This is a genomic window from Mycobacterium sp. NGS27, from assembly GCF_059813005.1.
The window spans coordinates 368,332-391,979 of the sequence record NZ_JCALDT010000001.1; the positions used below are offsets into that span (position 1 = coordinate 368,332).

The window sequence follows — 23,648 nt, forward strand, 5'->3', positions numbered from 1 at the left end:
ATCGTTGCACCGTCTCGGCGGCCACACCATACGCGCGCGGGTCGCGGATGGCTACCGTCAACAAGTAAACGGCAGAAGGCTATTGGGGTTCTTTACGTTGCGGGGGCGTGCTTTTGGTCAGTCGGCGGCGTGTCACTGGCCTGGCTGTGGGCCAGCGCTACCGTCGCCGCCGCCATCAGGCCTATCGACAAGCCCAGGGCCACCCAGCCTATGTCGTTGGTGTGCAGCGTCTCTCCCAGCACGGTGACGCCCAGCAGCGAGCCGACGATGGGCTCGGCGACGGTGACCGCCGGGAGCGACGTGGTGAGCGGCCCGGCCCGAAATGCCGACTGTTCCCAGGCGGTAGCCGCGACCGCGATCACCACCCACACGTACAACTCGGGTGCGCGCAATAAGGCTGGGATGCCGCGGTCGAGTTGGTCGACCACACCTTTGGTCAACACCGAAAACAGGCCCCACAGCGAACCGGACATCAGCCCCAGCAACAATGCGCCGACCGAACCCGGGAACATCCGCGCTCCAATCACACACAGGATCAGCGCTGGGCCCATCACCAGCGCCACGATGGTCCATGTCTGCGCCGAGCCGCGCGGCGTCCCCTGCTGGGGATCGCCGACGGTCACCACCACCGCGACCGCGGCGGCAAGCAAAACCGCCCAAATCGCTTGCTGGCGGGTGATTCTGCGATGATTCGCCCTCGCGCTGATGAGCAATGCGAACAGCAACGAGGTCACCAGGAGCGCCTGCACCAGTACCACCGAGCCCAGGCCCAGTGCCGCGGCCTGGAACCCGAAACCGGCTGCGGCCACCAGGCTGCCCACCCACCATCTCCGGTCGCGCAGCAGCCGGCGGAACAGGGTGAAGGTGCCGACCGATTGATCGGTGACCTGCTGAGCGGATCGCTGCTGGGCGACGTCTCCGGCGCCCACCATCAGCGCGGCCGCCAGCGCGAGCAATGCGGCGATGTCTGCCTTGTCCAAGCGGCCCTCCTGGGTAATCAGCCGATGTCAAGTCTTAGCGTGCGCGGTCGAGGAGTTCAATCGGCTGGCTCGGCGAGGAGTCGCGGCCCTAGACTTCTGCACGTGCGCGGCCGACGGTGGCGGGGACCGAAGCCGCTTATTCGCAAGGAGATACACGCCATGGACGAAACGACTTCCAGGATCGGCGTGATGGCCACCGAGGCGCTCGATCTACTCATCGACGCCGTCGACCGGATAGCGCCGGACAGCTGGTCGCAGCCGTCTAATTTAGAGGGCTGGAGTGTGCGCGATCTGGTTGGCCATGTCACCGGTAGCGCGGCGAAAATCGCGACCCTCGTGGAGAACGGCGAGATCTGGGACCGGCCTTCGCAACCCTCGGACTGGGTATGCGAGGATCCGGCGGCGCGGCTTCGCGAGCTGGCGACGCGCTTGGCGGACGCCCTGCCCAACGCCGACATGGATGGGATGCGGACCTCGCCGGAAGGTGAGGTCCCTCTGCGTCGGGCGCTGACGTATCCGGTCTCGGACCTGGCAATGCACGCCTGGGACGTTCATCGCTCACAGGGGCGACTGATCGAACTGCCCGCCGACCTGCTGGCGATGTGCCGCGAGCTGGTGGGGTCGGTGCCGGAGGGGATGTTGCGGCGACCGGGCGGGTTCGGTCCGGCGCAAACCGCGCCGCCGGATGCGACGCCGACCGCCCGGCTCATGGCTTATCTCGGCCGCTCCGTCGATGCGGGATAAGATCAGCTCTGTGGGATTCGCTTGTCCCGCAGCTGATTTCGTCATGAAGTCGGTCACAGTTGTAACACCAGTTCCCCCAGCGGGCTATGCAGGAGTTGCCCGCCTCTGAGCGACAACCCGGCCGAGGAAGCGCGGTGCCGGCCGCCCAGCGCGCTCGTTGTCGCTGTGAGGCAGGCAACTCGTATGTGCCCGCCGGCAGGGACGGCAGTGGCGCAAGTGAAAAACCGGCGGGGATGGCTGCGGCGCGGGTGACAACTACGCAACGCGTCAGCTGTTGCGCCGGATCTTGAGCGCGGTGGTGATCATCGGGATCTGCAGCGGCAGGCGGGCCAAAGCGACGATGCGCATGGGCCACGGCTTGCCCCACCACAACCGGACCATGTTGACGTTGCCCGGGAAGACGCCGATGAACAGCGCAACGGCGGCCAGCGCGGCGGACCGCCTGGTTCGCTGCGGCACCAGCAGTGCCCCGATCGTCAGCTCGGCCACGCCCGATGCGTAGGTGTAGAGCCTTGGGCTGCCCGGCAACTCGACCGGAATGATGGAGTCGAAGGGCTTGGGCGCAACGAAGTGCAGGGTGCCAATGCCGAGCAGCATCGCCGCGACACGGTAGGCGAGCTGTTGGGTGGCGGCCGGGGCGGCGAGCGATCTGGTTGTCATCAGGTCATTGTGCCAATGCAGCCGCCGATTACCCGCGGTCGGCGTCCCTATAGCGGATGATGCCGCGCACGTTGCCGCCCTCGAGCATGTCGCGATACCCGTCGTTGATCTGTTCGAGGGTGATGGTGGTCGGAGTGGCATAACCCGGCGGTCTCCAGCGCAACCGTCACCTCGCCCTGGCGGGGCTCGCCAAGGGGTGGCCTCCCGTAGTTAGCCGAACCGCTTAATTGTTAGCGCCGTCACAGGGGCCGGCAACCGGAATCTAGACCATTACTATTGTCTATACAGTATTTGATACGATTCGCGGCGTCTGACCGCCCACAACAACGAGGTCGAGAACATGGGAACACCCGTCATTGTCGGAGCCGTCCGGACCGCGATAGGCCGCTCGTTCAAGGGGACGCTGGTCAACACGCCGCCCGAGACCTTGATCACCGCCGTGCTTCCCGAGGTGGTCCGCCGGTCGGGCGTCGACCCCGCACACATCGACGACATCATCTTCGCCGAATCACATTACGGCGGTGGCGATTTGGCCCGCTATGCGGCGACCGCGACGGGCCTGGAGCACGTTCCGGGGCAGTCGGTCAACCGCCACTGCGCGGGCAGCCTCACGGCCATCGGCAACGCCGCGGCGCAGATCGGTTCCGGCATGGAGCGCGTCCTCATCGCGGGCGGCGTGCAGTCGCTGTCGATGACGCCGCTGACCAACTGGCGAATCCCCGGCCCCGAGCTGAAGTTCGAGGAGCGCTGGATGCCGCCGACGCACGTGGAGACGCCGGACGCGCCGGCCAAGGACATGTCCATCACCGTGGGCTGGAATACCGCGCAGGCGGTCGGCATCACGCGCGAGGAGATGGACGCCTGGGCGGCTCGCTCGCATCAGCGCGCCGTCGCGGCCCAGGACGCCGGCAAGTTCGCCGATGAGATCCTGCCGCTGAAGATCACCCAGTTCGACGGCTCGGTCACCGAGTTCGCCGTGGACGAGCATCCGCGTCGCGACACCACCGTCGAGAAACTGGCCGGCTTGAAGGTCCTACACCCCGAGATCGAGGGTTTCTCGATTACCGCGGGCAACAGCAGTGGCACCAACGACGCCGCGGCCGCCGTCGCGCTCGTCGACAGCGACTACGCCCAGGCCGAGAAGCTCAACGTGATGGGCACGGTCAGGGCCTGGGCCGCCGCGGGCGTGCCGGCCCGCGACTGCGGTCTCGGCGCGGTCAAGGTCATCGGGAAGGTGTTGCAGAGGGCCGGTCTGGCGCCCGGCGACGTCGCGCTGTGGGAGATCAACGAGGCGTTCGCTTCCGTGCCCATCGCGGCGTGCCGCGAATACGGCCTCGACGAGGAGAAGGTGAACTTCTCCGGCAGCGGCTGCAGCCTGGGCCACCCGATCGCGGCCTCAGGTGCGCGCATGGTGACCACGCTGGCCTACGAGCTCGGCCGCCGCGGCGGCGGCATCGGCGTCGCGGCGATGTGCGCCGGCGGCGGCCAGGGTGGCGCTGTCGTCATCGAGGTCTGACGACCGATTAGTTGCAGAATGTGTAGCCGATGAACTGGGTGCCGCGCGTGTCGCCGCTCGAGTAGTTCGCGAAGTGCACGGCCGGATTCCCGTTGTACTGGGTGTTCATCTTCTGCACGTTCGGTGGTGGAACGCCTTTGGGGAAGGCCAGGATCATGTCGGCGAAAATCTGCAAGCCCACCTGGCAGATCGCCTCGCGTCGCGGCGGCTGCGGATTCCACGCGTGCACGACCACCGGCTCGGTCAATTGAGATCCCGTCGCACAGTTCGGATCACAGAGCTTGAACAATGCCGTGCCGGTCCCGTCGGCGCCCTGCGGCCCCCACGAACTCCACGATATGTCCTGCAGCGCGACGGCCACACTGGCGCAACCCAATACGTTGAGCCGCTTGGGGCGCGCGACGGGGGGAACGGACGGGTTGTAGCAACCCGGGATGGCGAAGCTCTCCGGGGCCGCCGACGACGGCGACGTGCTGGGCGCCGTCGCGCCTGGCCGGCGCTGGGTCAGCTGCACGCCCACCACGATGAGGACCCCGACCAGCACTACGGCCACCACAATGCCGACCCCGATCACCCGCCCCCGCGAGGTGTGCCGCAACCGCCTCATCAAAGAAACGTTGGCGTTGCCGCTCACGGTCACCAGATTACGGGTGAAACCGGCCGTCGGGTTGGTGACCGCGAAACGGCATCACAGGGTAAAGTTGGTCATCGCTACCAACATTTTGAACATTCCCGGAGTTGCCGAATGAATGACCATGATCTGGCCGCACGGCTGGCCACCGAGGCAGGTCGGTTACTGCTCGGGGTTCGGGAAGAGTTCTCCGACGCGGCACCGGCCGACCGGAAAGCCGCGGGGGACAAGCGATCTCACGATTTTCTGATGGAGGCCCTTGCCGCGGAGCGACCCGGTGATGCGGTGCTGTCCGAAGAGGGCGCCGATGACCCGGTTCGATTGCGCTCGGACCGCGTCTGGATCGTCGATCCGCTGGACGGCACGCGGGAATTTTCCGAGCTTGGACGCGACGACTGGGCGGTGCACGTCGCACTCTGGCAGTCCGGCGAGCTGGTCGCGGGCGCGGTGGCGCTGCCCGCCCAAGGCATCACGCTGGCGACTCCGGAGATAGCGTCGCCCCCAGCCGTGCCGGGCAAGCCGCGCATCGTGGTGTCGCGTACCCGTCCACCCGCCATCGCCTTGGACGTGCGGGATGCGCTGGACGGAGTCCTGGTCGAAATGGGTTCTGCCGGAGCCAAGGTCGCCTCGATCGTCCAAGGGTTGTCCGATGTGTACGTGCACGCCGGCGGCCAGTTCGAGTGGGATTCCGCCGCGCCGGTGGCGGTGGCCCGGGCCGCTGGGTTGCACACCTCTCGCATCGACGGGTCCGCACTGGCGTACAACCAGCCCGACCCGAAGTTGCCGGATCTGGTGGTCTGCCGGCCCGAATTGGCGGAAGCCGTACTCGCGGTTACCCGCTGACGTTTACGCCCGCTGACCTTCGCTCAGAGCCAGGCCTGCTGCCAAGACTGGATGCGCTCGGCCAGTTCGGGGCCGCGGTCCTCTTGGATGAAATGGCTGGCGTTGATGCGGGCGTGGGGCTGGCCCGCGGCGCCGGGAATGTGTTTGATCAGGGCCGTGTCCGCCTTTCCGAGGATGGGGTCACGGGCTCCGAAAATGGCGAGGAACGGCTTTTCCCAGCGGCCGAGCGCATCCCATGCTTTCCGGTTGGCCGGAATCGCCGGGTCGTCGGGCGAGGTGGGCACCAACTGGGGGAACGCTCGGGCCCCGGCTTGATACGTCTTGTCGGGAAAAGGCGCGTCGTAGCCGGCCCGCACTTTCGACGGCACTCGGCGAACGGTCCCGACGCCGACGATTCGGCCGGCGGGCAGGACGGGGGAGTAGCGCGCGAAGGCGCGCCAGGCGTAGAAGGCGGGCGGGGTGCGCCGTTGCGCCGTGGGCAGGAAACCGTTGGCCACCACCAGCCGCCCGACCCGGTCGGACTGCTCGGCGGCGATACGCAGCCCGATCAGCGATCCCCAGTCCTGCACGAACAACGTGACGTCCCTGAGGTTGAGATGCTCGAACCACGAGATCACCCACTCCACGTGGCGCTGGTAGGTGTAATCCTCGATCCGGCTGGGCTTGTCCGAACGGCCGAAGCCGATCAGATCGGGCGCGAGCACGCGGTTCCCGGCGTCGGTCAAAGGCGGGATCATCGTCCGGTAGAGGTAACTCCACGTGGGCTCGCCGTGCAGCAGGACGATCGGTGGCCCTTCGACAGTGCCCTCGTCGAGGTAGTGCATGCGAAGCGGCCGGGTGTCGCTTGCGGTTACGTCAAGGTAGTGCCCAACGAACGGATAGTCCTCCAGGTTTTCGAATCGGGAGTCCGGGGTTCGCAGCACATGCATATCAGCTCCTCCGGTGAACCGGCACCTCTGTAAGCCTCTCGCGCCGACGCGAGTTCGTCTAGTAGCAGATTCATTGAGCAACGCACCTCGGCCAACTAAACTGACGTGTTCATGGCGATTCGGCGCGTGGTTCTGCTCATCGCCGACATCGGCGGGTACACGCATTACATGCAGTGGAACCGGACGCACCTTGCCCATGCGCAGCTGACGGTTGCCGCCCTGTTGGAGTCGGTGATCAATGCGGGCAAGGGTTTGAAGCTGGCCAAACTCGAGGGTGACGCCGCGTTCTTCTGTGGTCCGGACAGCCACGCCAAAGCGGTGGTGTGCGAGCGCTTGTCACGGATGCGCGCCTCGTTTCTGGAGCGGCGTGAGCAACTGAAAAACGACATCGCCTGCGAGTGTGCGAGTTGCGCACAACTGGACAAGCTGTCACTGAAGTTCGTCGTGCACGTGGGCGAGGTGGCGGATCAGAAGGTGAAGCGCCACGTCGAGCTGGCCGGCTTCGACGTCATTCTGGTGCACCGCATGCTGAAAAACATGGTGCCGGTAGCCGAATACGTACTGATGACCGATCCCGTCGCGGCATGCCTCGACGAGCCGATGCGCGAACTGTGCATGCCGCTGACGCACGTCTTCGACGGAATCGGAGAAACCTCGACGCACTACATCGACCTTGCGGCGTTACCGGTTTACGTCGCGCCGCCGCGGCGCAGCTTTTTGCGCCGGTTCGGCGCGACGACGAGGTTCGAACTCGACGCCCTGCCCTTCACGCTGGGCATGAAGGAGCCCGCACAAGGGTTCCGCAACTTGGGCCGGGGCGCCGAGGAGGTCTCCGCGTAGCGGAACACTCCACTATCGGGCATCGGCCAGGGCTCGGCCCATTCGCGATACCGCCTTGGTGAGGATCGCTCGCGAGGTGGCGAAGTTCAACCGCACGTGTCCGGTTCCGCCGGTTCCGAACACATGGCCGGAACTGAGCGCCACCCGCGCGTGATCGAGAAACCAGCGCGCCGGGCCCGACAGGTCGGCAACCACCGCAAGGCCATCGGTGACTTCCTCGTCGAAACCGAGCTCTCGGCAGTCGAGCCAGGCCAGGTAAGTCCCTTGCGGCCATTGGTATTTCACGCCGGGAAGATGCTCGGCGACCAACTCGCCCAGCAGGGTTCGGTTCGCGTCCAGGCCCCGCAGGGTCGCGCCGAGCCAGTCGTCGCCGCTCCGGAATGCCTCGGCGTGGGCGATGACGCCGAGGTGGCTGGGTCCGTGACCTACCTCCTCCGGCATCCGGTTCAGGTCGGCGGCGGCCTCCGGTCCGGCGATGGCCAGCGCCGCTTTGAGGCCGGACAGATTCCAAGCCTTCGACGCCGAGGTCAACGCGAAGGCGTTCTCGGCCCCCGGCACCGTGAGGAACGGGGTGAATCGCGATCCCGGCAGGATGACGGGGGCGTGAATCTCGTCGGACACCACCCGCACCCCGAATCGCCGCGCGAGCTCGGCGACCGCACGGAGTTCGTCGGCGGTGTGGACCGATCCGGTCGGGTTGTGCGGATTGCACAACAGATAGGCGACCTTGGTGTCCTTTGCCGCTTCCGCGCGAGCCCGAACGAAGGCATTCTCCAAGGCGTTCAAGTCAATTCGCCCCTCGACCAGCGGTGCCTCGATGACGCGACGGCCGTCGTGCGACACGAACGCGTAGAACGGCGCATACACCGGCGGGTTGACGATGACCGCGTCACCGCGATCGGTGAGCAGGCGCAACACCTCGACCACGCCGAGCATCACGTCGGGAACCAGCGCGGTGCGGCTCACTTCGAGGTCATGCCACTGCCAATGCCGCGCGGCGAAGTGGCTGACGGCTTCCGCCAGCGCGTGCCCGCAGGGATATCCGGTGTCGCCGTCGTCGATGGCCTTCCGCAGCGCTTCGGCCACCGTCGGTGCCAGGGTCACGTCCATCTCTGCGACCCACAGCGGCAGGACGTCGGCGGGGTGCGCGCCCCATTTCATGCTGGTGCGACGCCGGAGTTGCTGCAGCGTCAGTTCCTCGAGCGGATTAACCGTCACGCCCGCAGACTAACCGCCGCGACCTAGCCCCCGACAAACGCCTTTTGTGGAATCGTCAGCGGTAGATCCACCGAACTCAGCAATCCCGGTTGGGCCGCAACTACATACGGCACGGCGTTGACGACGCGCATCGCCGTGGCGACCATGGCGCCGGCCCCGGAGGTCATTCCGCCGATGCCGGCCTTGGCGGGATCCTTCAGCGTCGCCGCCAGGGTGCAGTCGATATCTGGATCGCCGGAAATCATGACGCGGTAGGACAGATCGCCGATCCCGGTGGGCCACTCGGGGGCGACGTCATGCGCGAGCCGGGTGACATGCTCGATGACGATGGCTTCCCGGCCGTCGACGACGCCGATCGCCTGCATCCGCAGCGCGCCGCACGTTCCGGCCTCGACGGTGCCCATGGCAACCTCCAGCGTCCGGTTGGTGACGGCGCGGTCGAAACCCTCGCGGACTTCCTGGACTTCGACCCCCAACGCGTCGGCGATCAACCGGATCTGCCCCTGCCATTCGCCGGCGATGGCACCGGGGAAGCTGATCCACGGCTGGTAGTCGAGCGGACGGCCGAAGCCCAGCGCGTCGCTCATGATGTCGGGAACGCCGTAGTCGTCATACAGCCCGATCTCGAACGAGTGGATCTTGTCGATCGACGACGACTGGGTGGACAGCACCAGCGGCAGGTAGTCGGCAGCGAAGCCCGGCTCGATCCCCGAGGCGTACAGCGACGCCTGGCCCTGCTTGGCCGCGGCGACCAGCTGGTCGCGCCACTCCGCGGGCTCGTAAGCGTGTGGATTGACCAATCGCGTGGTGCTGGTGGTCACGACGTTGATGCCGGCTTCGAGCAGCTTGACGTAATCCGGGATGGCCAGCGCGTCGCGCTCCGGACCGCTGGCGGCATAGACGATGCAGTCGGGCCTGAGCGCGATCAGCGCGTCGGCGTCGTTGGTGGCTTTGAGGCCGATCGGCTCACCGCCGGCCAGTTCGCCCGCGTCCTTGCCGACCTTCTCTTCCGAATGCACCCACACGCCGACCAGATCGAGATTGGGGCGCCGCTGGATCGCGCGGATGGCGATCGAGCCGATGCCACCTGTCGCCCACACCACCACGCGATGAGCCGTCATCTTGTTCCTCCTCGGGTGTGTGCGCGGCGAAAGCTGAGGCGTCCGTTGCCTTTACGGCAGCAGTGGCCCCACGTTCGTCTCGGAAGCTAACAGCCGCTATGCCGCACGGTCAAGGGCTTAAGAGAGTAAGTACTATCCTAATGAACAAATCTTAGGTTAACCTGCGGCGGTAACGCCCAATCCCGGCGGCCGCTGATGTTCACGCTCAGGTTCGACATGCCCGCCCCGCATGGGGGGCTCAGGCGCACGTAGTCGGGCACCGCCGCGCCGTCGCGGCCGGGTCCGCTGGGGGCGACCTCCGGACGACTCTTCCGCTTTACGCCTCCGACTGAACGTGTAACGTGCAGCACAACGATTAGGCCAGCTAGGAGTCAGCCGTGTACACACTGCGCTTCGACATGCGCGACCCCGAATGGGCGGCGCCCCCAGCCGATCTGTACGCCGCCGCACCCGAAATGTCGGCCTGGGCTGAAGAACACGGCGGCCTGGCCGCAATCCTCTGTGAGCACCATGCGTCCGAGGACGGCTACCTGCCCTCACCGTTCCTGCTGGCCTCGGCGGTGGCCGCGCGAACGCAGCGGCTGGCGCTGAGCCTGATCCTGATCCTGCCGTTCTACGAAGCGGTGCGGCTCGCCGAGGACATGGCGGTGCTCGACATCATCAGCAACGGGCGCGCCTCCTACATTCTGGCGCTGGGCTACCGGCCCGAGGAGTTCGAGCACTTCGGCGTGCCGATCAAGAAGCGCGGCCGGGTCTGCGACGAGAAGCTCGCGCTGCTCCGGCGCCTGCTCGCCGGTGAAACCGTCGTCGAAGACGGTCGGCGGATCACCGTTACACCCCGCCCGCTGACTCCCGGCGGCCCCGGACTGATGTGGGGCGGGGGAACACTCGCTGCGGCCCGTCGGGCCGGCAGGTACGGCCTGGGCATGCTGGGAAACGCCAACGCGCCCGGCATGCAGGAGGCCTACGAAGAGGCGTGCCGCGAGCACGGCCACACGCCCGGCCCGACGATGTTTCCCGACCGCAACACCCCTTCCGTCGTGTTCGTCGCCGACGATGTGGATCAGGCGTGGAAGGAGATCGGCGAGCACCTGCTGCACGACGTGCGCAGCTACGCGGCGTGGAACCCCGGCGACGAGACGACGGCGGGCTTCAGCCACGTGAACAGCATCGAAGAGCTGCGTGAGACGGGGACGTCGCACGTGATTATTTCTGTGCCCGAAGCGATTTCGCGCGTCAAAGCCGGCCAGGTGCTCAACCTGTCGCCGCTGTGCGGCGGGTTGCCACCCGACATCGCGTGGCCGTATCTGAAGCGCGTGGGCGAGGTCGTGCTGCCCGAGGCGCTCGGCTGACGGCCCGTTATTTGGGTTGGTTCGGTACGCCTGGATAGAGCTGTTCGGTCGGGCCCGCGGTCACATAGCCGGCCAGCTTCGTGATGAGATGGGGCGCAAAGACCGCGCCATATACCAGGTGCCCGACGACGACGACGGCCGCGATCGACAGCGCCGCGGACTGGCCCCGGCTCTTTGATCGCTTGTCGGCCCACATGTCGATGACGTTGCGTCCTTCGGCGTCGGTGCGGCCCAGTAGATAGGTGAAAAGCATCATCTGGATGCCCATGGCCAGCGAGTCGTAGAGCGGGTACTGGTGCTTGGTGCCCTCGAAGATCGCGAGCCCGGGAATCACGTAGCCGTAATAGAAGTTGCCCAACTGGGCCCCGGTGTAGGCGTTGAAAAACAATGCCCAGCAGAAGCCCACGACCAGGCCGACCACGAGCAGGGTAATCGGCCTGCGCCAGTTGAACTTTGCGCTCAGCCACCGTCCGAGGGCGGCCCCGGTCACCGCCGGGATGATGAAGTAGGAGACGTAGCCGATCGGCACCGCCAACGGCAAGCCTCCCCACGTCACGTTCAATGGCCACCAGGACGGCATGCGGGGCAGCCCGGGCGGAAACTGCGCGTACATCGCCCAGTCGTAGGGTGACTCGATCCAGGAGAACGAGATCGCCGAGATGCCAAGAAGCAACAGCGGATGGATGCGGCGCCGACGGTAGCTCAGGTAGATCCCGATGGTCAGGAACGCGATGCTCGCGGCGTACGAAAAGTACTGAGCCCCGGCCATCACCGGCGTCATCTGGGCGCTCACCGGCGGCCGTCGTCGCTCGGCGTGCGCCGCGCCTCGGGATCGAAGCGCAGTACCAACCCGAAGATCAAAGCGATCAGGCCGAACAGCGTGCCGAGCATGATGACAGCGCCCATCGTGTCGCCCTTTCGATGATTTCGCCTAAGGTAGTGGATACTATCCTATGTGGATAGCCGTTACTATCCTCAAGGCGGATTCGACGGGAGTGGACATCGGTGGCTCAGCGAGCAACTAGGCGGCCGCAACCTACGGTGGCGCGCCGTCCCCGCGGGGAGCCACGCCGGCTGCTGCTCGACGCGGCCCGGGCGCTGTTCGCCGGCCAGGACTACCGCAGCACCACGACGCGTGAGATCGCGCAGGCCGCCGGCGTCACCGAACACCTGCTGTTCCGCAATTTCGGGTCGAAGGCGGCGCTGTTTCGTGAGGCGCTCGTCGTGCCGTTCGTGAGCTTCGTCGACGAATTCGGGGCAACCTGGCAGTCCGTCGTCCCCGAGGAGACCGACGAAGAGGAGCTGACCCGGCTTTTCGTGTCACAACTGTACGACGTGTTCGTCGAACATCAGGGTCTGCTGTTGACCTTGATGGCGGCCGAAAATCTGAGCGATGAGGAAAAGGTGGACGCCGGCATCGCCGAGATCCGCAGGGCGGTCACGGTATTGGGCCAAATCAGCGTCGAGGGCATGCAATTGCGGGGGCTGCGTTCCGACCACCCCGACCTGCCGGCCCACTCGACGGTCTCGATGATCGCGGGTATGGCAGCGCTGCGTTCGACCTACTTCGGCAACCAACCACCGCCCCGGGAGGTGATCGTTGAGGAACTCGTTCAAGCGCTCTTGCACGGCTTCTTACACCGCAACGACTGAGTTAGGGATCCGATCATGACGAGCCCCAGCGCCACCGAGTTGTACTACGACCCGTTCGACGTCGAGATCGACTCGGATCCGTATCCGGTGTGGAAGCGGATGCGCGAAGAAGCCCCGCTGTACTACAACGAGAAGTACAACTTCTACGCGCTGAGTCGATACGACGACGTCGTGCGCGAACTGCCGAACTGGGAGACCTACCGCTCCGGCCGGGGCACCACCGCCGACATCTTGTTCGCGAATATCGAAGTGCCCCCGGGCATTCTGCTGTTCGAGGATCCACCGCTGCACGACCTGCACCGCAAACTGCTGTCCCGGGTCTTCACGCCCCGGCGCATGCTCGCCGTGGAGGACTTGGTGCGCGGCTTCTGCATCCGCGAGCTCGACCCGCTGGTCGGCGGGAGCGGCTTCGATTTCATCGCGGACCTGGGCGCGATGATGCCGATGCGGACCATCGGATACCTCCTCGGCATTCCCGAGGCCGACCAAGAGAAGATCCGCGACCGCAGCGTCGCGAACATCGAGTTGTCCAGGGACAGCGACCCCGCCGCGGTCGACGCGAACGTGTTCGCGAATTCCATTGCCCTGTTTGCCGAGTACATCGAATGGCGGGCCAATCATCCTTCCGACGACCTCATGACCGAGCTGTTGCGGGCCGAGATCGACGAGCCGGACGGCACGCGGCGACCCCTGTCGCGGACCGAGGTGCTGGCTTACACCGCGATGATCGCCGGCGCAGGCAACGAAACCACCGCTCGCCTCATCGGTTTCATGGGCCAACTGCTCTCCGATCATCCGGATCAACGCCGCGAACTCGTCGCCGACCAGTCGCTGATCCCCGGCGCGATCGAGGAGACGCTGCGGTACGAGCCGCCGTCACCGGTACAGGCCCGCTACGTCGCGCGCGATGCCGAGCACTACGGCCGCAAGGTGCCCGAAGGATCGTTCATGCTATTGCTGAACGCCTCGGCCAACCGCGACGAGAGCCACTTCCCCGACGCGGATCGCTATGACATCCACCGTCGCGGAGGCCATCTCAGCTTCGGGCAGGGCCTGCACTTCTGCCTGGGCTCGGCGCTGGCCAGGTTGGAGGCGCGGGTGGCCTTCGAAGAGGTGTTGAAGCGTTGGCCCGACTGGGAAGTCGACTATGCGAACGCCCAACGGGCGCATACCGCGAGCGTGCGTGGGTGGGCACGTTTGCCCGTCGTCGTGGGGTAGCGGGCTGCTCGTTTTGCGTCGAGCGTGAAGTTAGTTTCACGCTCGACGCCGAACGTGAAGCTAACTTCACACTCGGCGAAGCTAATGCGCGCTGTGGTCCACCAATACCGCGCCGTCGGGCCGATTTCCCAAGGTCTGCAACGGAATATCCCCACCCTGGGCGGTGAGGCGCACGATCTGGGCTAGTTGTTCGGGGGCGTCACACTGCAGGTAGTGGTCGGCGCCGGGCAGCACCCAGTAGCGGTTGCGGCCCGGCTTGTTCTTCAGATACGTCTGCCAGACGTGGTTGGGGACCCGCAACGGTGAAACGTTGTCGTGCACGCCCCACACCACCGTAGTGTTGACTTCACTCGTGGAAAGCGCTTCCAGCCAACCGGTTTCGTCGGCGGCGCGCTCGTGCAGATATTGAATGGTGTCGGGCAGCACGCGGATTCCGTCGTTGTGGGCGAAGCACTTGGCCAACGCGGCGATCTCCGGGTCTTCCAGCGTGCGCCGCGGCATGAACGTGCTTGCACCCATGCCCGCTGCGAGCATCTCGGGCGTCGTGGCCGCCGCGGTGGCCCGCGCGGTCGCGGGGTCAAGCAGCGCGGTCTGGAACGCGGTGAGGTTGGACAGCGGGAGGTAGATGTTGGCATTAGTCAAGATCAAATCGACGGGCGCCGACAGTGAATCCGGTGCGGCCAGCATGCCCGCCGCGATCATGCCGACGCTGCTGCCGCGGTCGTGGGTGAGCATGCGGTATTCGGTGAGCCCCCACACCTGGGTGATCGCATAGATCAGCAGGCGCGCGTCGTCGTAGAGCGAGTACACATAGGGCTCGGGTGGTTTGTCGGAGAGTCCGTAGCCGGGGAAGTCCAGCAGGTAGATGTCGAAGTCGGCGCTCAGTTCACCGGCCAGCGCGAAGTAGTCGATGCTGCTGGTGGGAAAGCCGTGCACCAAGACCAATGCGGGCGCCCCGGGGGTGCCGCACCGGCGACTGAACACCGTGACCTCCTGGCCGCCGTTGGCCGCGGTTGTCGAGCGCCAACGAAGCTCGCTGCCGCCGTCTTGCCACTGCGCGAAGATGTCCAAGCTGCCAGCATCGCAGAGGGGGTCGCGACAGACAACACGTGCCTATGGGCACGCCACGTGAATCCCAAAAGTGACTTCTCGCAAACCACTTTGGCCGGGCGTGGTCGCCTGACCAGTCCCGGTCACCGTGTAGCCCTTGCCGACCTTGGTGGCTTGGACCTGAGTGGGCGATTTGGTTCCCTGGTAAGGCAATTGGTATTGGCCGTTGTCCAGCTTGAGCGAAATACCGAACGCGTCGACGCTGGGCGGCTGCTCGTCGGAGATGGCCAGCGAAACCGAGGCGTTATCGTCGTGCACGCTGATTCGGGTGGTGAGGTCGCCGGATTCGGGCGGCGACGCGCTCGGTTGTGCCGCAGAGCGGCTGCAGTCCACCGCGGCGATGATCGTGTGCCTGTTTCCATCGATCATGACGGTTGTGCTTGCCAACGGCGGTCCTGAGCTCGGGGCGGCGGCCGGGTGATCACCCTTGCTGGAACAGGCCAGCAGGCCCGCCCCAACCGCCACCAGGCCGAGTGTGGCCGCCGAGCGAGCGACCCATCGCTGTTTGTTCAGATGCGCCATACCTGTCCTCCGCTAGACGGTCATGAGGACTATAAAGCCTGTCTGTTACGGCCAGGCTTCCCAACTGATCATGCTGCGCAGCGGGCCGGCGAATACAGGGCGCACCGCCGTTGAACGCCAACGCTCTTCGATGAGGGGGGCCAGCGCACCGATGGTGGTCAGCGGATCCTCGTCGAGGTAGACGACGGTGATGTACTGGTGATCGGTGCGCCAGCCCCGGGGGAGGTGGCTCCATCCGGCGCTGGAGCCGAAGGTCCACGCGCCGGCCGTGCCGGGTGTCGCAAGCAGGGCAGGGTAGTGCTCGCCGTGCAACCACTGCAGCCAGTCGTCCGGCCGGCCGTCCGTGGGCTCTTCGACGATCAGCACGATGCCGCGGTGCGGCCGAAACGGCACCACTTCGGGCGACACCAAGGCGTGTGGCGAGGATTGCCACTGCAGCAGGCGCAGGCCGGCCACTTGCAGCGACGGTCGCACAGTTGGGAAGCGACCGTTGTCGCGCAGTGTGCGCCCGAGGGTGACGAAGTCGTCGAAGGTCTGCTCGACGGGATCGCCGACCAGGTAGTGCACCGCGTTGCCGATGTCGCCTAGCGATCCATTGGACGCCAGGCGGTGGTCTGGATAGTCGCCGTCGGCGATCCAGCGCAACCCATGCACGATGCCCGGCAGCTGGTATTGCTCGGGCAGGTGATCCAGCAGGTGCCAGCGTAGGTAACTGCCGTCGTCGTCATCGGGCGGCGTGCCCGTGAGGCTGAATATGCCTGCCCTGACGCGGATCACGTGCCACCGCCGGCGAGGGAACGGTATCCGCTCATCCCTGCATGTACCCCCCGGCATCGACGGGGATCGATTGGCCTGTGATGGTGCGGCTTTCGTCGCTGGCGAGGAACAGCGCCAGGTTGGCGATGTCCTCGGGCGAGGAAATATCTTGCAGTGCAACGCCCTTGAGTTGCCTGGCGCGGACGGTTTCGGCGTCGACGCCTTGCTCGTTCGCGGTGCGTTGCACCCAGTTGCGCCACAGGTCGGTGTCGATGGCACCGGGCACAATGCAATTGCACCGGATGCCGTGCGGGCCGACCTCGAGGGCGACGGCCTTGGTGAACGCCCGCAGCGCTGCCTTGGCGGTGACGTAGTGCGTTTTGCGGACCATGCCGGCATAGCTGACCGTGGAGGAGAAATTCAGGATGACGCCGCGGCGGCGCTGCAGCATCGACTGGTTGAGAACCTCGCGGGTGCACAGCATCGCGGCGGTGACGTCGATGGCTATGGTGGCGTTCCAGTTGTCCAGCGTCTGTTCCCAGACCCAGCGGTCCTGACCGGGGGCGGCGGCGTTGTTGCACAAGATGTCGACGTGACCGAACTCGTCGACCGCCCGCGCCACCATGGCCGCGACGTCGTCCTCATCGGTCACGTCGGCGCGCATCGCGATGGCGCCGGGGCCGGCCGCGCGCGCGGCGGCCTGGACCAGCTCCGCGCGCCGTGCGGCCAGCAACACCTTGGCGCCTTCCCGGACGAACACCGAGCCCAGTACCGGTCCCAGGCCGGTGCTGGCGCCGGTGATGATCGCGACCTTGCCGTCGAGGCGTCCGGTCATGAAGCAGTCACCTTGCCGGCGGGCATGTTTCGAGCCACGCGTGGATCCGTTCGGCGACGGCCGGCCGTCCAGGGTCGAGCATCATGTCATCTTAGGGAACATCTCTGTCGCGGTGCCATAGGCGGTCTCATTCGCGTAAGCCCTTCCGGGTCATCCTGGTCGTGGCGTTTACTGTGTCGGTGGGTGGCGGAACGAATCGCGGCGAACGGCGCACGCTGGTCTTGTCCGCCTTTCCGGCCGAAGCCGACGCGGTGCTGTCACACACTACGCTCGATCCCGATCCGGTGGTCGTCGCTGACCGTCGGCGCTTTTACCTTGGCTCGATAGCCGGCACGAAGGTGATCGTGGCGATGACCGGCATCGGTCTGAGAAACGCCACCGACACCACCGAGGCCGCATTCGGCCGCTTCTCCACTGGGTCCGCCATGACGATTGGCGCAGCGGTCTTTTCGGGCGTCGCCGGCGGGGGCGGCCGCACCAGGATCGCGGATGTGGCGGTACCGGCGCGGTGGACATTGGACGGCGGCAAGACATTTCGTTCGGCCGATCCCGGGATGCTCGCCACGGCCGAGAAGCTTTCCGTCGCATTGGACAGCGTCGCCGGGCGCATCAAACTGCGGCACCGGCCGCGAGTGTTCGCCGGCGGCGACGGATGCAGCTATGACAACAACAACGGCGTGGCATTCCCGTGCATCCCGCACGGCGGCAGCGTTTTTGGCTGCCAGCCCCGCAGTGCACCCGGCCGTTCCTTTCTATATTCCGGCAACTTCTTCCGGGCGGCGGGCCCCTGGCTGAGAAGCGGCCTGGTCAGCAACCTCAATATCGTGTCGACGGCAGATCCGGCCTTCGACGCGACGGATATGGAGACCGCGGCCGCGCAGGCCGTCGTCGACACGCATGGTGTCCCGTTCGTCGGCATCCGGGGCATCACGGACGGACCCGGCGATCCGCTTCACCTGCCCGGCTTTCCGTTCCAGTTCTTCTGCTACAAGCGGATTGCGGCGGCGAACGCCGCCCGGGTAACCGCGACTTTCCTGCAGAATTGGACCGGCCGCTGACCGCTACTCGGCACCGCGTTGCACCGGATGGGCGGGATCCGAGCTCCATTCCGACCACGATCCCGGATACAACGCGGCCTCGCGTCCCATCGCGGCGAGTGCGGCGATCGCGACCGTGGCGGTGACGCCCGAGCCGCAGTAGGCCGCCACCGCATCGTGACGCTCGATCGCGCGATCGGACAACAGTTGTGCCAGCGAGTCGTCGTCGAGGAAGGTGCCGTCGGCCGCCAGCACCGAGCCGCTGGGTAGATTCTTCGCGCCGGGAATATGGCCGGCGACGGGATCGAGAGGCTCGACGTCGCCGCGGTAGCGTTCCGGTGCGCGCGCATCGAGCAGCGTCACAGTGTCTTCGCCGATGCGCTCGGCCGTCAGCGTGCGCCGGCTCCCCGCATACAGATCGTGGTGCGGCACAGTCACATTCCCGGGCGGCGGATCGACCGGTCCGGTCTCGAGATGTAGTCCGGCCGATCGCCACGCGGCCAAGCCGCCGTCCAGAATGCGCACGTTGTCCAGCCCGGCCGCGGTCAGCACCCACCACGCTCGTGCTGAACCGGCGCGATTCCAGTCGTCGTACGCCACGACCAATGCGTCCTGCCGGATTCCCCAGCGCCGCGCGGCGGTCTGCACGTCGCGTCCCGACGGCAGCGGATGACGGCCCCTGCCGGAGATCGCATGGTCGCTGAGGTCATCGTCGAGTGAGACGTACACGGCGCCGGGAATGTGTGCTTCCAGGTAGGCCGGCCGCCCGTCGGGAGCATCGATCCTCCATCGCACGTCCAGGACGGACACCGGGTCACCGGCCTGAATGACGTCCGCCAACTCGGCGGCGGTGATCAACACCTGATCGCGTGCTCGCACCGGATCCTCCTTGCGGTCTGCTGCGAGCCTAGTGACCGTTATGCCGTCTGCTCGGAAGTGCCGGGCGGATCGTTGAAGGCCGGTGCGCCCAACGACGCCAGCATGCCGGTCGCGGCCCGGTCCCAGGTGAAGTCCTCGGCGCGGCGTCGCGCCGCAATGCGACGCTGTCGCTCCGGCCGATTGACGATGGCGCTGACCGCTTTTGCGATGGCGGCCGGGTCGTTGTCGGCCGACGCGCCGCTGTCCGGGGTGATGATCTCGTGGAGCGCCGACGTGCGTGAGACCACGGTTGGGGTTCCGCATGCCAGCGATTCCAGCGCCGCCAGCCCAAAAGTCTCGTGCGGCCCCGGCGCCAGGGTCACATCGGCCGTCGCCAGCAGCTGCGCGACCGTGTTGCGGTCGGAGACGAAGCCGGTGAAGTCGATCGGTAGTCGCGCGGCCTGTCGCTCCAGGCGGGACCGCAATGGACCCTCGCCGACGACCACCAGTCGCGCGTCGATACCGGCGTGCAAAAGCTTGCCCAGTGCGTCGATGCTGCGATCGACACGCTTTTCCACCGACAGCCGCCCGCAATGGGCCAACAGCAGCTGCGTCGGCGCGGCCCACCGCTCGCGCACCAGATACGAGTGGTGGCGCGGATGAAACGTCTGCAGGTCCACGCCAAGGGGAACCGTGACGGTGTTGTCGGCACCGATCCGGTCGAATTCCTCGCGGGCGAAAGCCGTGGTGCACACGACGGTGTCGTAGTTCGCGGCGGTGCGCGCATTGGCGACGTCGGCGAACTTCCGCGCGGCTCTGCGCGGAAGGACTTGGCCGACAAGGCGATCCAAGCGTTCATGGGAGATCATCACCGTCGTGGCGCCGAAGTCGCGGCCCCACCGCCCCAGCGATCGCAGGGTGAGGCGATCCGAAACCTCCAACGCGTCGGGTCGCAGCGCGGCCAGCAGCACCTTGACCGGGCCCGGCAGCACCGCACGGTAGCCGCCGGTCACGGGAATCAGGCGGGCCGGCAGGGTGATTCGCACGACGCCGGTGTACAGCTGGGCGCGCTCAGCGCGCTGGCCGGGAACGATCAAGAAGACTTCGTGCCCGGCGGCGCAGTATTCCGCACCCAGCCGGTCGATCGCGGTGCGGAGGCCGCCGGAGCGAGGGCCATAGAAGTTGGCGACCTGTACAACGCGCATAACGTGAGGACACGCGGTGCGCGTGTGCGCTCACCAATGCCGAACCGACGCGGGCCTGAACTCTGTGTGAACTTCGCTTCGGTGCGCCGTTATCCGTCCGTCTGCGGCCCGAACCAGCGCTGTAGGGCCGCGCGCAGGCGCGTTTCCTGGGTCGGGCCGAATTCGTCGGCTGCCCAGGCGACGTAGCCGTCGGGGCGGATTAGCAGCGCCGCGGCGGGCCCGTCAGCGATGCTCGCGCTGACGGCGTCGACCCGATCGGCCCAGCCACGCGCGGAGTCCGCGCAGCTGCCGCCCAGGTCGAGCAGAACCGCGCGGCCATCGTGGAGCAGCTCGGCGACCCGTCGACCGTCATCGAGCGTCAGGTCGGGCACGAGCCAGCCCGACAGCGGGTGGTCGTCGCCCACGTCATAGCGCACGTCGCCACCCGCCAACAGCGCCGCCATGTGCGTTTGTGCGTCGACGGACGTGAGGAGTTCGCCCAGCAGCGTTCGCAATGCGGCGACCTCGGGGCCCGGCGCCATGAGGGCGATCTGTGCCAACGAGTGCATCATGACCCGCCGGCCCGCCGGGTAACGCTCGGACTGGTAGGTGTCGAGCAATCCGGGCGGGGCCGCGCCATTGACCTCGGCCGCCAGCTTCCAGCCCAGGTTCATGGTGTCTTGCATCCCCAGATTCAAGCCCGGGCCGCCCAGGGGGCTGTGCACGTGCGCGGCGTCACCGAGCAGCAGGACCCGGCCATCGCGGTAGCGCTCGGCGTGTCGGGTGTTCTGCCCGTTGATGCGGCGAAGGGCATGCGGCCCAGTGCCTTTCGGCTCCTCGAACGGGATATCGACGCCGAGGATGCGCCGCGCGCTGTCGCGGAGTTCGGTCAGACTCATCGGAACGTCGGGGACCGGAGGCCCGAACTCGAGGGTCCCGAGCAGCGACCGGCCCGGCTCGAATTCGGCGTAGATGATCCCGCCGCGGTCAAAGCGGCTGTGGCCGAAGGGAAGCAGTCCGAATCCCGGAATCTCGATGCGGCTGTAGGGTCGGTGGAGCTCGTCGGGGATGTGCACGTGAGCCAGTCGGGCGACCATCGGCGATGTGAAGCCGGGAAAGTCGATGCCGAGCCTCTTGCGGACCAGGCTGCGGCCGCCGTCGGCGCCGACGGCATAGCCGGCGGCAATGGTGTACTCGCGCTCGGACGACGAGACCGTCAGCGCAACCGATTCCGGGTTCTGTTCGATGTCGACGAGTCCATGGCCCCAGCGCAGATCAACCCCGAGGTCGCGGGCCCGCTTTTCCAGCAGCCGCACCAGCCGGGGCTGCTGCATGGCCAGCACGTACATCGGGTTGTCGGTCACCTCCGAGAAGTCCAGCCCCATGGCCGCGAAAATCCAGCCAGGGTTTGGGTGTGGAGGCGCCTCGTCACCGGTGAAGGTTTGATATAGCCCACGCATGTCGAGCTGTCGGATGACCTGTCCCACAAGGCCGTTGGCTTTCGGCTCGGAGCTGGGCCCGGGCAGGACGTCCAGTACGACCGGCCTGATTCCGGCCAGCGCCAGCTCGCACGCCAGCAGCAGCCCGTTGGGCCCGGCGCCGGCGATGACCACGTCGACGTGTTCGTCAGCCATGGCGTGCCTTCTTTCTGGGGGGTTCGGGTAGCCCAGCGCTGACGGTCGCGAACCCCTCGCGGATCAACGCGGTGATGGCCACCGGCGGATCGGCCCGCACATATGCGTCGGCGGCGGCATCGCCGACGGCGCGTACGACGGACATCACCAATCGTGGGTACAGGTCGCGGTCGGGGTCGGTCCCGGTGCGTTCGGCGATCACGTGAAGTAACTCGTCGAACAGGTTGTGTGGCAGCGAGTTCCGTACTTGCGGGTGCATGACCAGCTTTCGGACCTCGACAAGCTCTTGGCGGCTGGGCGCGCGGTTCTCGTCTCCATACACGTCGCCGAAGTCCGCTTCCAAGGGTTCCAGCACTGCGTGGGTGAGTGCCGTCCACAACGGTTCGTCGGCGGGGCGCTGTCGCAGCACGGCGATGCTGCGCCGCACACGCTCGGCTTGCCGGTAGGCGAGCGCTTCGTACTTGCCGCTGAAGTAGTTGTTGAACGTGCGCAGTGAGACGCCGGCCATGTTCGCGACGTCTTCGCGCGTCACGTTTTCCAGGCCGCGTTCGAATGCCAGCCGCAGTGCGGCATCGCTGAGCGCGCGCCGGGTGTCGGCCTTCTTGCGCTCACGGAGCCCGGTCATGGCGACCAACGTACGCCAAAGTTGCCTGGTGGGCAAGATTGCCTGGCGGGCAATTCTTTGTTGAGTGTGCGTTCAGGGCGTTGAGCGTGCAGCTACGGCGGCGACACGCCGGTGCGGGCCCGCCCAGGATGCACAATCGACGCGGCAGCGGAGACGACACGACCCCGGCGTGACTAGCGCGTGCCCCAGTCCCAGCGGGGCGTCGTCAACAAGGTCTGGCCGCTGATCAGTGTTTCGCCCCAGTCCTTGTACAGCTCGATCTCGATGGCCTCGCCGTCGGAGCGCTCGCTCAGCGGAACCGTATCCAAAAAGTCGAGCAGCGACCGAGAATGCGTGACCACAACGACTTGCGTCGTGGCGGCGGTGGTGCGGATCAGCGACGCCAGCGGCGCCACCAGGTCGGGGTGCAGCGAGGTCTCCGGTTCGTTGAGCACCATCAGCGAGGGCGGTTGCGGGCTCAGCAGAGCGGCGGCCCAGAGCAGGAAACGCAATGTGCCGTCGGACAATTCGGCCGAACGCAACGCGCGCAGCATGCCGCGCTGTCGCAGCTGGAGGTCGAACAACCCGTCGTGGATGGCGACCGAGACGGTGGCGCCGTCGAATGCTTCGGCGACGGCGCGGTTGAGGTCGTCGAACCCCGACTCGAGGATCGTCTGGACTGCGGCCGCCAGGTCGCTGCCGTCGTCGGAGAGCACCGGGGTGCGGGTGCCCACCTGCGGGTGCCGGGCGGGCGCACCCGCGTCGACCCGGAAGCCGTCGTAGAACCGCCAGCCGCGCAACCGTTCTCGCACGGCCGCGAGCTCGGGAAGCGCATGCGGGTGGGCGTATTCGGCGAGCACGCTGTGGTACGACGGCAGCGATCGGGACAACTCGTCGAACCCGCTGCCGGAATCCGCGCTGGCCTCGGCGAAGACTCGCGACCGGCGCACCAGCGTCGTACTGGGCCGCAGCACCGGCCCGGCGAACAACACTTCCCGCTTGATCTCCGGATCGCGGGCGAACACCGACTTCCCGGCCGACTGCGGGATGCCCAGATCCACGAGGTAGCCGAAATCGTCTGCGGCGAAGCCCAATTCGAGTGATACGGGCCGGGTGCGGACGGTGCCCTCGGCCTTCCCGGAGCGTCGGGCGCCGGCCAGCTGCTCGGGACCGGCCCACAGCACCGATTTCAGCCCACCCTCGCGCGCCAGTGACCCGATGACCTCGCCGCGGCCGCAGTCGGCCAGCAGGCGCAAGGCGCGATACAGCGAGGATTTGCCGGCGCCGTTGGCGCCGGTGATCACCGATAGCCGGCCCAGTGGCAGGATCACCTCGCGCAGCGAGCGATAGCCACGGATCGCGACGGTGTGCAGCATGGGGCCGACTGTACGGTCGGCCACCGA

At 66.7% G+C, this 23,648-nt stretch carries 25 protein-coding genes; 8 read left to right on the forward strand and 17 right to left on the reverse strand.

From position 1 onward, the window contains the following. Positions 1-92: 92 nt before the first annotated feature. Positions 93-980, reverse strand: a complete 888-nt coding sequence (locus AC5Y30_RS01480; RefSeq protein ID WP_499915663.1) for a DMT family transporter — start codon at positions 978-980, stop codon at positions 93-95. Between the two features lie 159 nt (positions 981-1,139). On the opposite strand from AC5Y30_RS01480, the gene AC5Y30_RS01485 reads away from it, so the two are divergent. Beyond that, positions 1,140-1,724: a TIGR03086 family metal-binding protein gene (locus AC5Y30_RS01485; RefSeq protein ID WP_499915665.1), complete on the forward strand. Its 585-nt coding sequence runs from the start codon at positions 1,140-1,142 to the stop codon at positions 1,722-1,724. 267 nt (positions 1,725-1,991) lie between these two features. Here AC5Y30_RS01485 and AC5Y30_RS01490 read toward each other — a convergent pair whose 3' ends face one another. Further along, positions 1,992-2,384: a DoxX family protein gene (locus tag AC5Y30_RS01490; RefSeq protein ID WP_499915667.1), complete on the reverse strand. Its 393-nt coding sequence runs from the start codon at positions 2,382-2,384 to the stop codon at positions 1,992-1,994. Positions 2,385-2,412: 28 nt separating this feature from the next. Further along, complete coding sequence (locus AC5Y30_RS01495) at positions 2,413-2,547, reverse strand: hypothetical protein (RefSeq protein ID WP_499916799.1); 135 nt, start codon at positions 2,545-2,547, stop codon at positions 2,413-2,415. Between the two features lie 177 nt (positions 2,548-2,724). On the opposite strand from AC5Y30_RS01495, the gene AC5Y30_RS01500 reads away from it, so the two are divergent. Further along, on the forward strand, positions 2,725-3,900 hold the full coding sequence (locus tag AC5Y30_RS01500) for a thiolase family protein (RefSeq protein WP_499915668.1): 1,176 nt from the start codon (positions 2,725-2,727) through the stop codon (positions 3,898-3,900). 7 nt (positions 3,901-3,907) lie between these two features. Here the strand turns inward: AC5Y30_RS01500 and AC5Y30_RS01505 are convergent, their stop codons facing one another. After that, positions 3,908-4,507 carry a hypothetical protein gene (locus AC5Y30_RS01505; protein ID WP_499916717.1) on the reverse strand — a complete coding sequence of 200 codons (600 nt, stop codon included), beginning with the start codon at positions 4,505-4,507 and terminating at the stop codon, positions 3,908-3,910. 138 nt (positions 4,508-4,645) lie between these two features. On the opposite strand from AC5Y30_RS01505, the gene AC5Y30_RS01510 reads away from it, so the two are divergent. Continuing rightward, entirely contained in the window at positions 4,646-5,374 is a 729-nt protein-coding gene (locus AC5Y30_RS01510; RefSeq protein WP_499915670.1) for a 3'(2'),5'-bisphosphate nucleotidase CysQ, read from the forward strand. 23 nt (positions 5,375-5,397) lie between these two features. Here the strand turns inward: AC5Y30_RS01510 and AC5Y30_RS01515 are convergent, their stop codons facing one another. Continuing rightward, positions 5,398-6,303: a haloalkane dehalogenase gene (locus tag AC5Y30_RS01515; protein WP_499915672.1), complete on the reverse strand. Its 906-nt coding sequence runs from the start codon at positions 6,301-6,303 to the stop codon at positions 5,398-5,400. A 111-nt stretch (positions 6,304-6,414) separates the two neighbouring features. Between AC5Y30_RS01515 and AC5Y30_RS01520 the strand changes: the two genes are divergently transcribed. Next, positions 6,415-7,143 (forward strand): DUF2652 domain-containing protein, encoded by a 729-nt coding sequence (locus AC5Y30_RS01520; protein WP_499915674.1) that lies wholly within the window; start codon positions 6,415-6,417, stop codon positions 7,141-7,143. Positions 7,144-7,155: 12 nt separating this feature from the next. Here the strand turns inward: AC5Y30_RS01520 and AC5Y30_RS01525 are convergent, their stop codons facing one another. Further along, on the reverse strand, positions 7,156-8,361 hold the full coding sequence (locus tag AC5Y30_RS01525; RefSeq protein ID WP_499915676.1) for a MalY/PatB family protein: 1,206 nt from the start codon (positions 8,359-8,361) through the stop codon (positions 7,156-7,158). Between the two features lie 23 nt (positions 8,362-8,384). Continuing rightward, positions 8,385-9,482, reverse strand: a complete 1,098-nt coding sequence (locus AC5Y30_RS01530) for an NAD(P)H-dependent amine dehydrogenase family protein (RefSeq protein ID WP_499915678.1) — start codon at positions 9,480-9,482, stop codon at positions 8,385-8,387. A gap of 377 nt (positions 9,483-9,859) precedes the next feature. Between AC5Y30_RS01530 and AC5Y30_RS01535 the strand changes: the two genes are divergently transcribed. After that, positions 9,860-10,834, forward strand: a complete 975-nt coding sequence (locus tag AC5Y30_RS01535) for an LLM class flavin-dependent oxidoreductase (RefSeq protein WP_499915680.1) — start codon at positions 9,860-9,862, stop codon at positions 10,832-10,834. Between the two features lie 7 nt (positions 10,835-10,841). On the opposite strand, the gene AC5Y30_RS01540 is transcribed toward AC5Y30_RS01535, so the two are convergent. Continuing rightward, positions 10,842-11,627: a spirocyclase AveC family protein gene (locus AC5Y30_RS01540; protein ID WP_499915682.1), complete on the reverse strand. Its 786-nt coding sequence runs from the start codon at positions 11,625-11,627 to the stop codon at positions 10,842-10,844. Between the two features lie 212 nt (positions 11,628-11,839). Here AC5Y30_RS01540 and AC5Y30_RS01545 point away from each other — a divergent pair, with 212 nt between their 5' ends. Together AC5Y30_RS01545 and AC5Y30_RS01550 are read left to right on the forward strand one after the other, a co-directional pair. After that, a complete protein-coding gene (locus AC5Y30_RS01545) occupies positions 11,840-12,487 on the forward strand; it encodes a TetR/AcrR family transcriptional regulator (protein WP_499915684.1) in 648 nt (215 codons plus the stop codon). A 15-nt stretch (positions 12,488-12,502) separates the two neighbouring features. Continuing rightward, on the forward strand, positions 12,503-13,705 hold the full coding sequence (locus AC5Y30_RS01550) for a cytochrome P450 (RefSeq protein ID WP_499915686.1): 1,203 nt from the start codon (positions 12,503-12,505) through the stop codon (positions 13,703-13,705). Between the two features lie 81 nt (positions 13,706-13,786). Here the strand turns inward: AC5Y30_RS01550 and AC5Y30_RS01555 are convergent, their stop codons facing one another. The 4 genes from AC5Y30_RS01555 to AC5Y30_RS01570 are packed head-to-tail and all read right to left on the reverse strand — an operon-like array spanning position 13,787 to position 16,928. After that, on the reverse strand, positions 13,787-14,776 hold the full coding sequence (locus tag AC5Y30_RS01555; RefSeq protein WP_499915688.1) for an alpha/beta fold hydrolase: 990 nt from the start codon (positions 14,774-14,776) through the stop codon (positions 13,787-13,789). Positions 14,777-14,818: 42 nt separating this feature from the next. Then, positions 14,819-15,337, reverse strand: a complete 519-nt coding sequence (locus AC5Y30_RS01560; protein WP_499915690.1) for a lipoprotein LpqH — start codon at positions 15,335-15,337, stop codon at positions 14,819-14,821. A gap of 45 nt (positions 15,338-15,382) precedes the next feature. Further along, on the reverse strand, positions 15,383-16,111 hold the full coding sequence (locus AC5Y30_RS01565) for a hypothetical protein (RefSeq protein WP_499916719.1): 729 nt from the start codon (positions 16,109-16,111) through the stop codon (positions 15,383-15,385). Between the two features lie 34 nt (positions 16,112-16,145). Next, a complete protein-coding gene (locus AC5Y30_RS01570) occupies positions 16,146-16,928 on the reverse strand; it encodes an SDR family NAD(P)-dependent oxidoreductase (RefSeq protein ID WP_499915692.1) in 783 nt (260 codons plus the stop codon). Between the two features lie 173 nt (positions 16,929-17,101). On the opposite strand from AC5Y30_RS01570, the gene AC5Y30_RS01575 reads away from it, so the two are divergent. Further along, positions 17,102-17,986, forward strand: coding sequence for a 5'-methylthioadenosine/S-adenosylhomocysteine nucleosidase family protein (locus tag AC5Y30_RS01575; RefSeq protein WP_499915694.1), 885 nt, complete (start codon positions 17,102-17,104; stop codon positions 17,984-17,986). 3 nt (positions 17,987-17,989) lie between these two features. Here the strand turns inward: AC5Y30_RS01575 and AC5Y30_RS01580 are convergent, their stop codons facing one another. The 5 genes from AC5Y30_RS01580 to AC5Y30_RS01600 all read right to left on the reverse strand — a co-directional run bounded on the left by AC5Y30_RS01580 (position 17,990) and on the right by AC5Y30_RS01600 (position 23,621). Further along, entirely contained in the window at positions 17,990-18,844 is an 855-nt protein-coding gene (locus tag AC5Y30_RS01580) for a sulfurtransferase (protein WP_499915696.1), read from the reverse strand. Positions 18,845-18,882: 38 nt separating this feature from the next. Further along, positions 18,883-20,028 (reverse strand): glycosyltransferase, encoded by a 1,146-nt coding sequence (locus tag AC5Y30_RS01585; protein WP_499915698.1) that lies wholly within the window; start codon positions 20,026-20,028, stop codon positions 18,883-18,885. Between the two features lie 89 nt (positions 20,029-20,117). Further along, positions 20,118-21,641, reverse strand: coding sequence for an FAD-dependent monooxygenase (locus AC5Y30_RS01590; protein ID WP_499915700.1), 1,524 nt, complete (start codon positions 21,639-21,641; stop codon positions 20,118-20,120). Further along, a complete protein-coding gene (locus tag AC5Y30_RS01595) occupies positions 21,634-22,266 on the reverse strand; it encodes a TetR/AcrR family transcriptional regulator (protein ID WP_499915702.1) in 633 nt (210 codons plus the stop codon). Before AC5Y30_RS01595 ends, AC5Y30_RS01590 begins: the two co-directional genes overlap by 8 nt. Before the next feature lie 173 nt (positions 22,267-22,439). Then, positions 22,440-23,621 (reverse strand): AAA family ATPase, encoded by a 1,182-nt coding sequence (locus AC5Y30_RS01600; RefSeq protein ID WP_499915704.1) that lies wholly within the window; start codon positions 23,619-23,621, stop codon positions 22,440-22,442. Between the last annotated feature and the right edge of the window lie 27 nt (positions 23,622-23,648).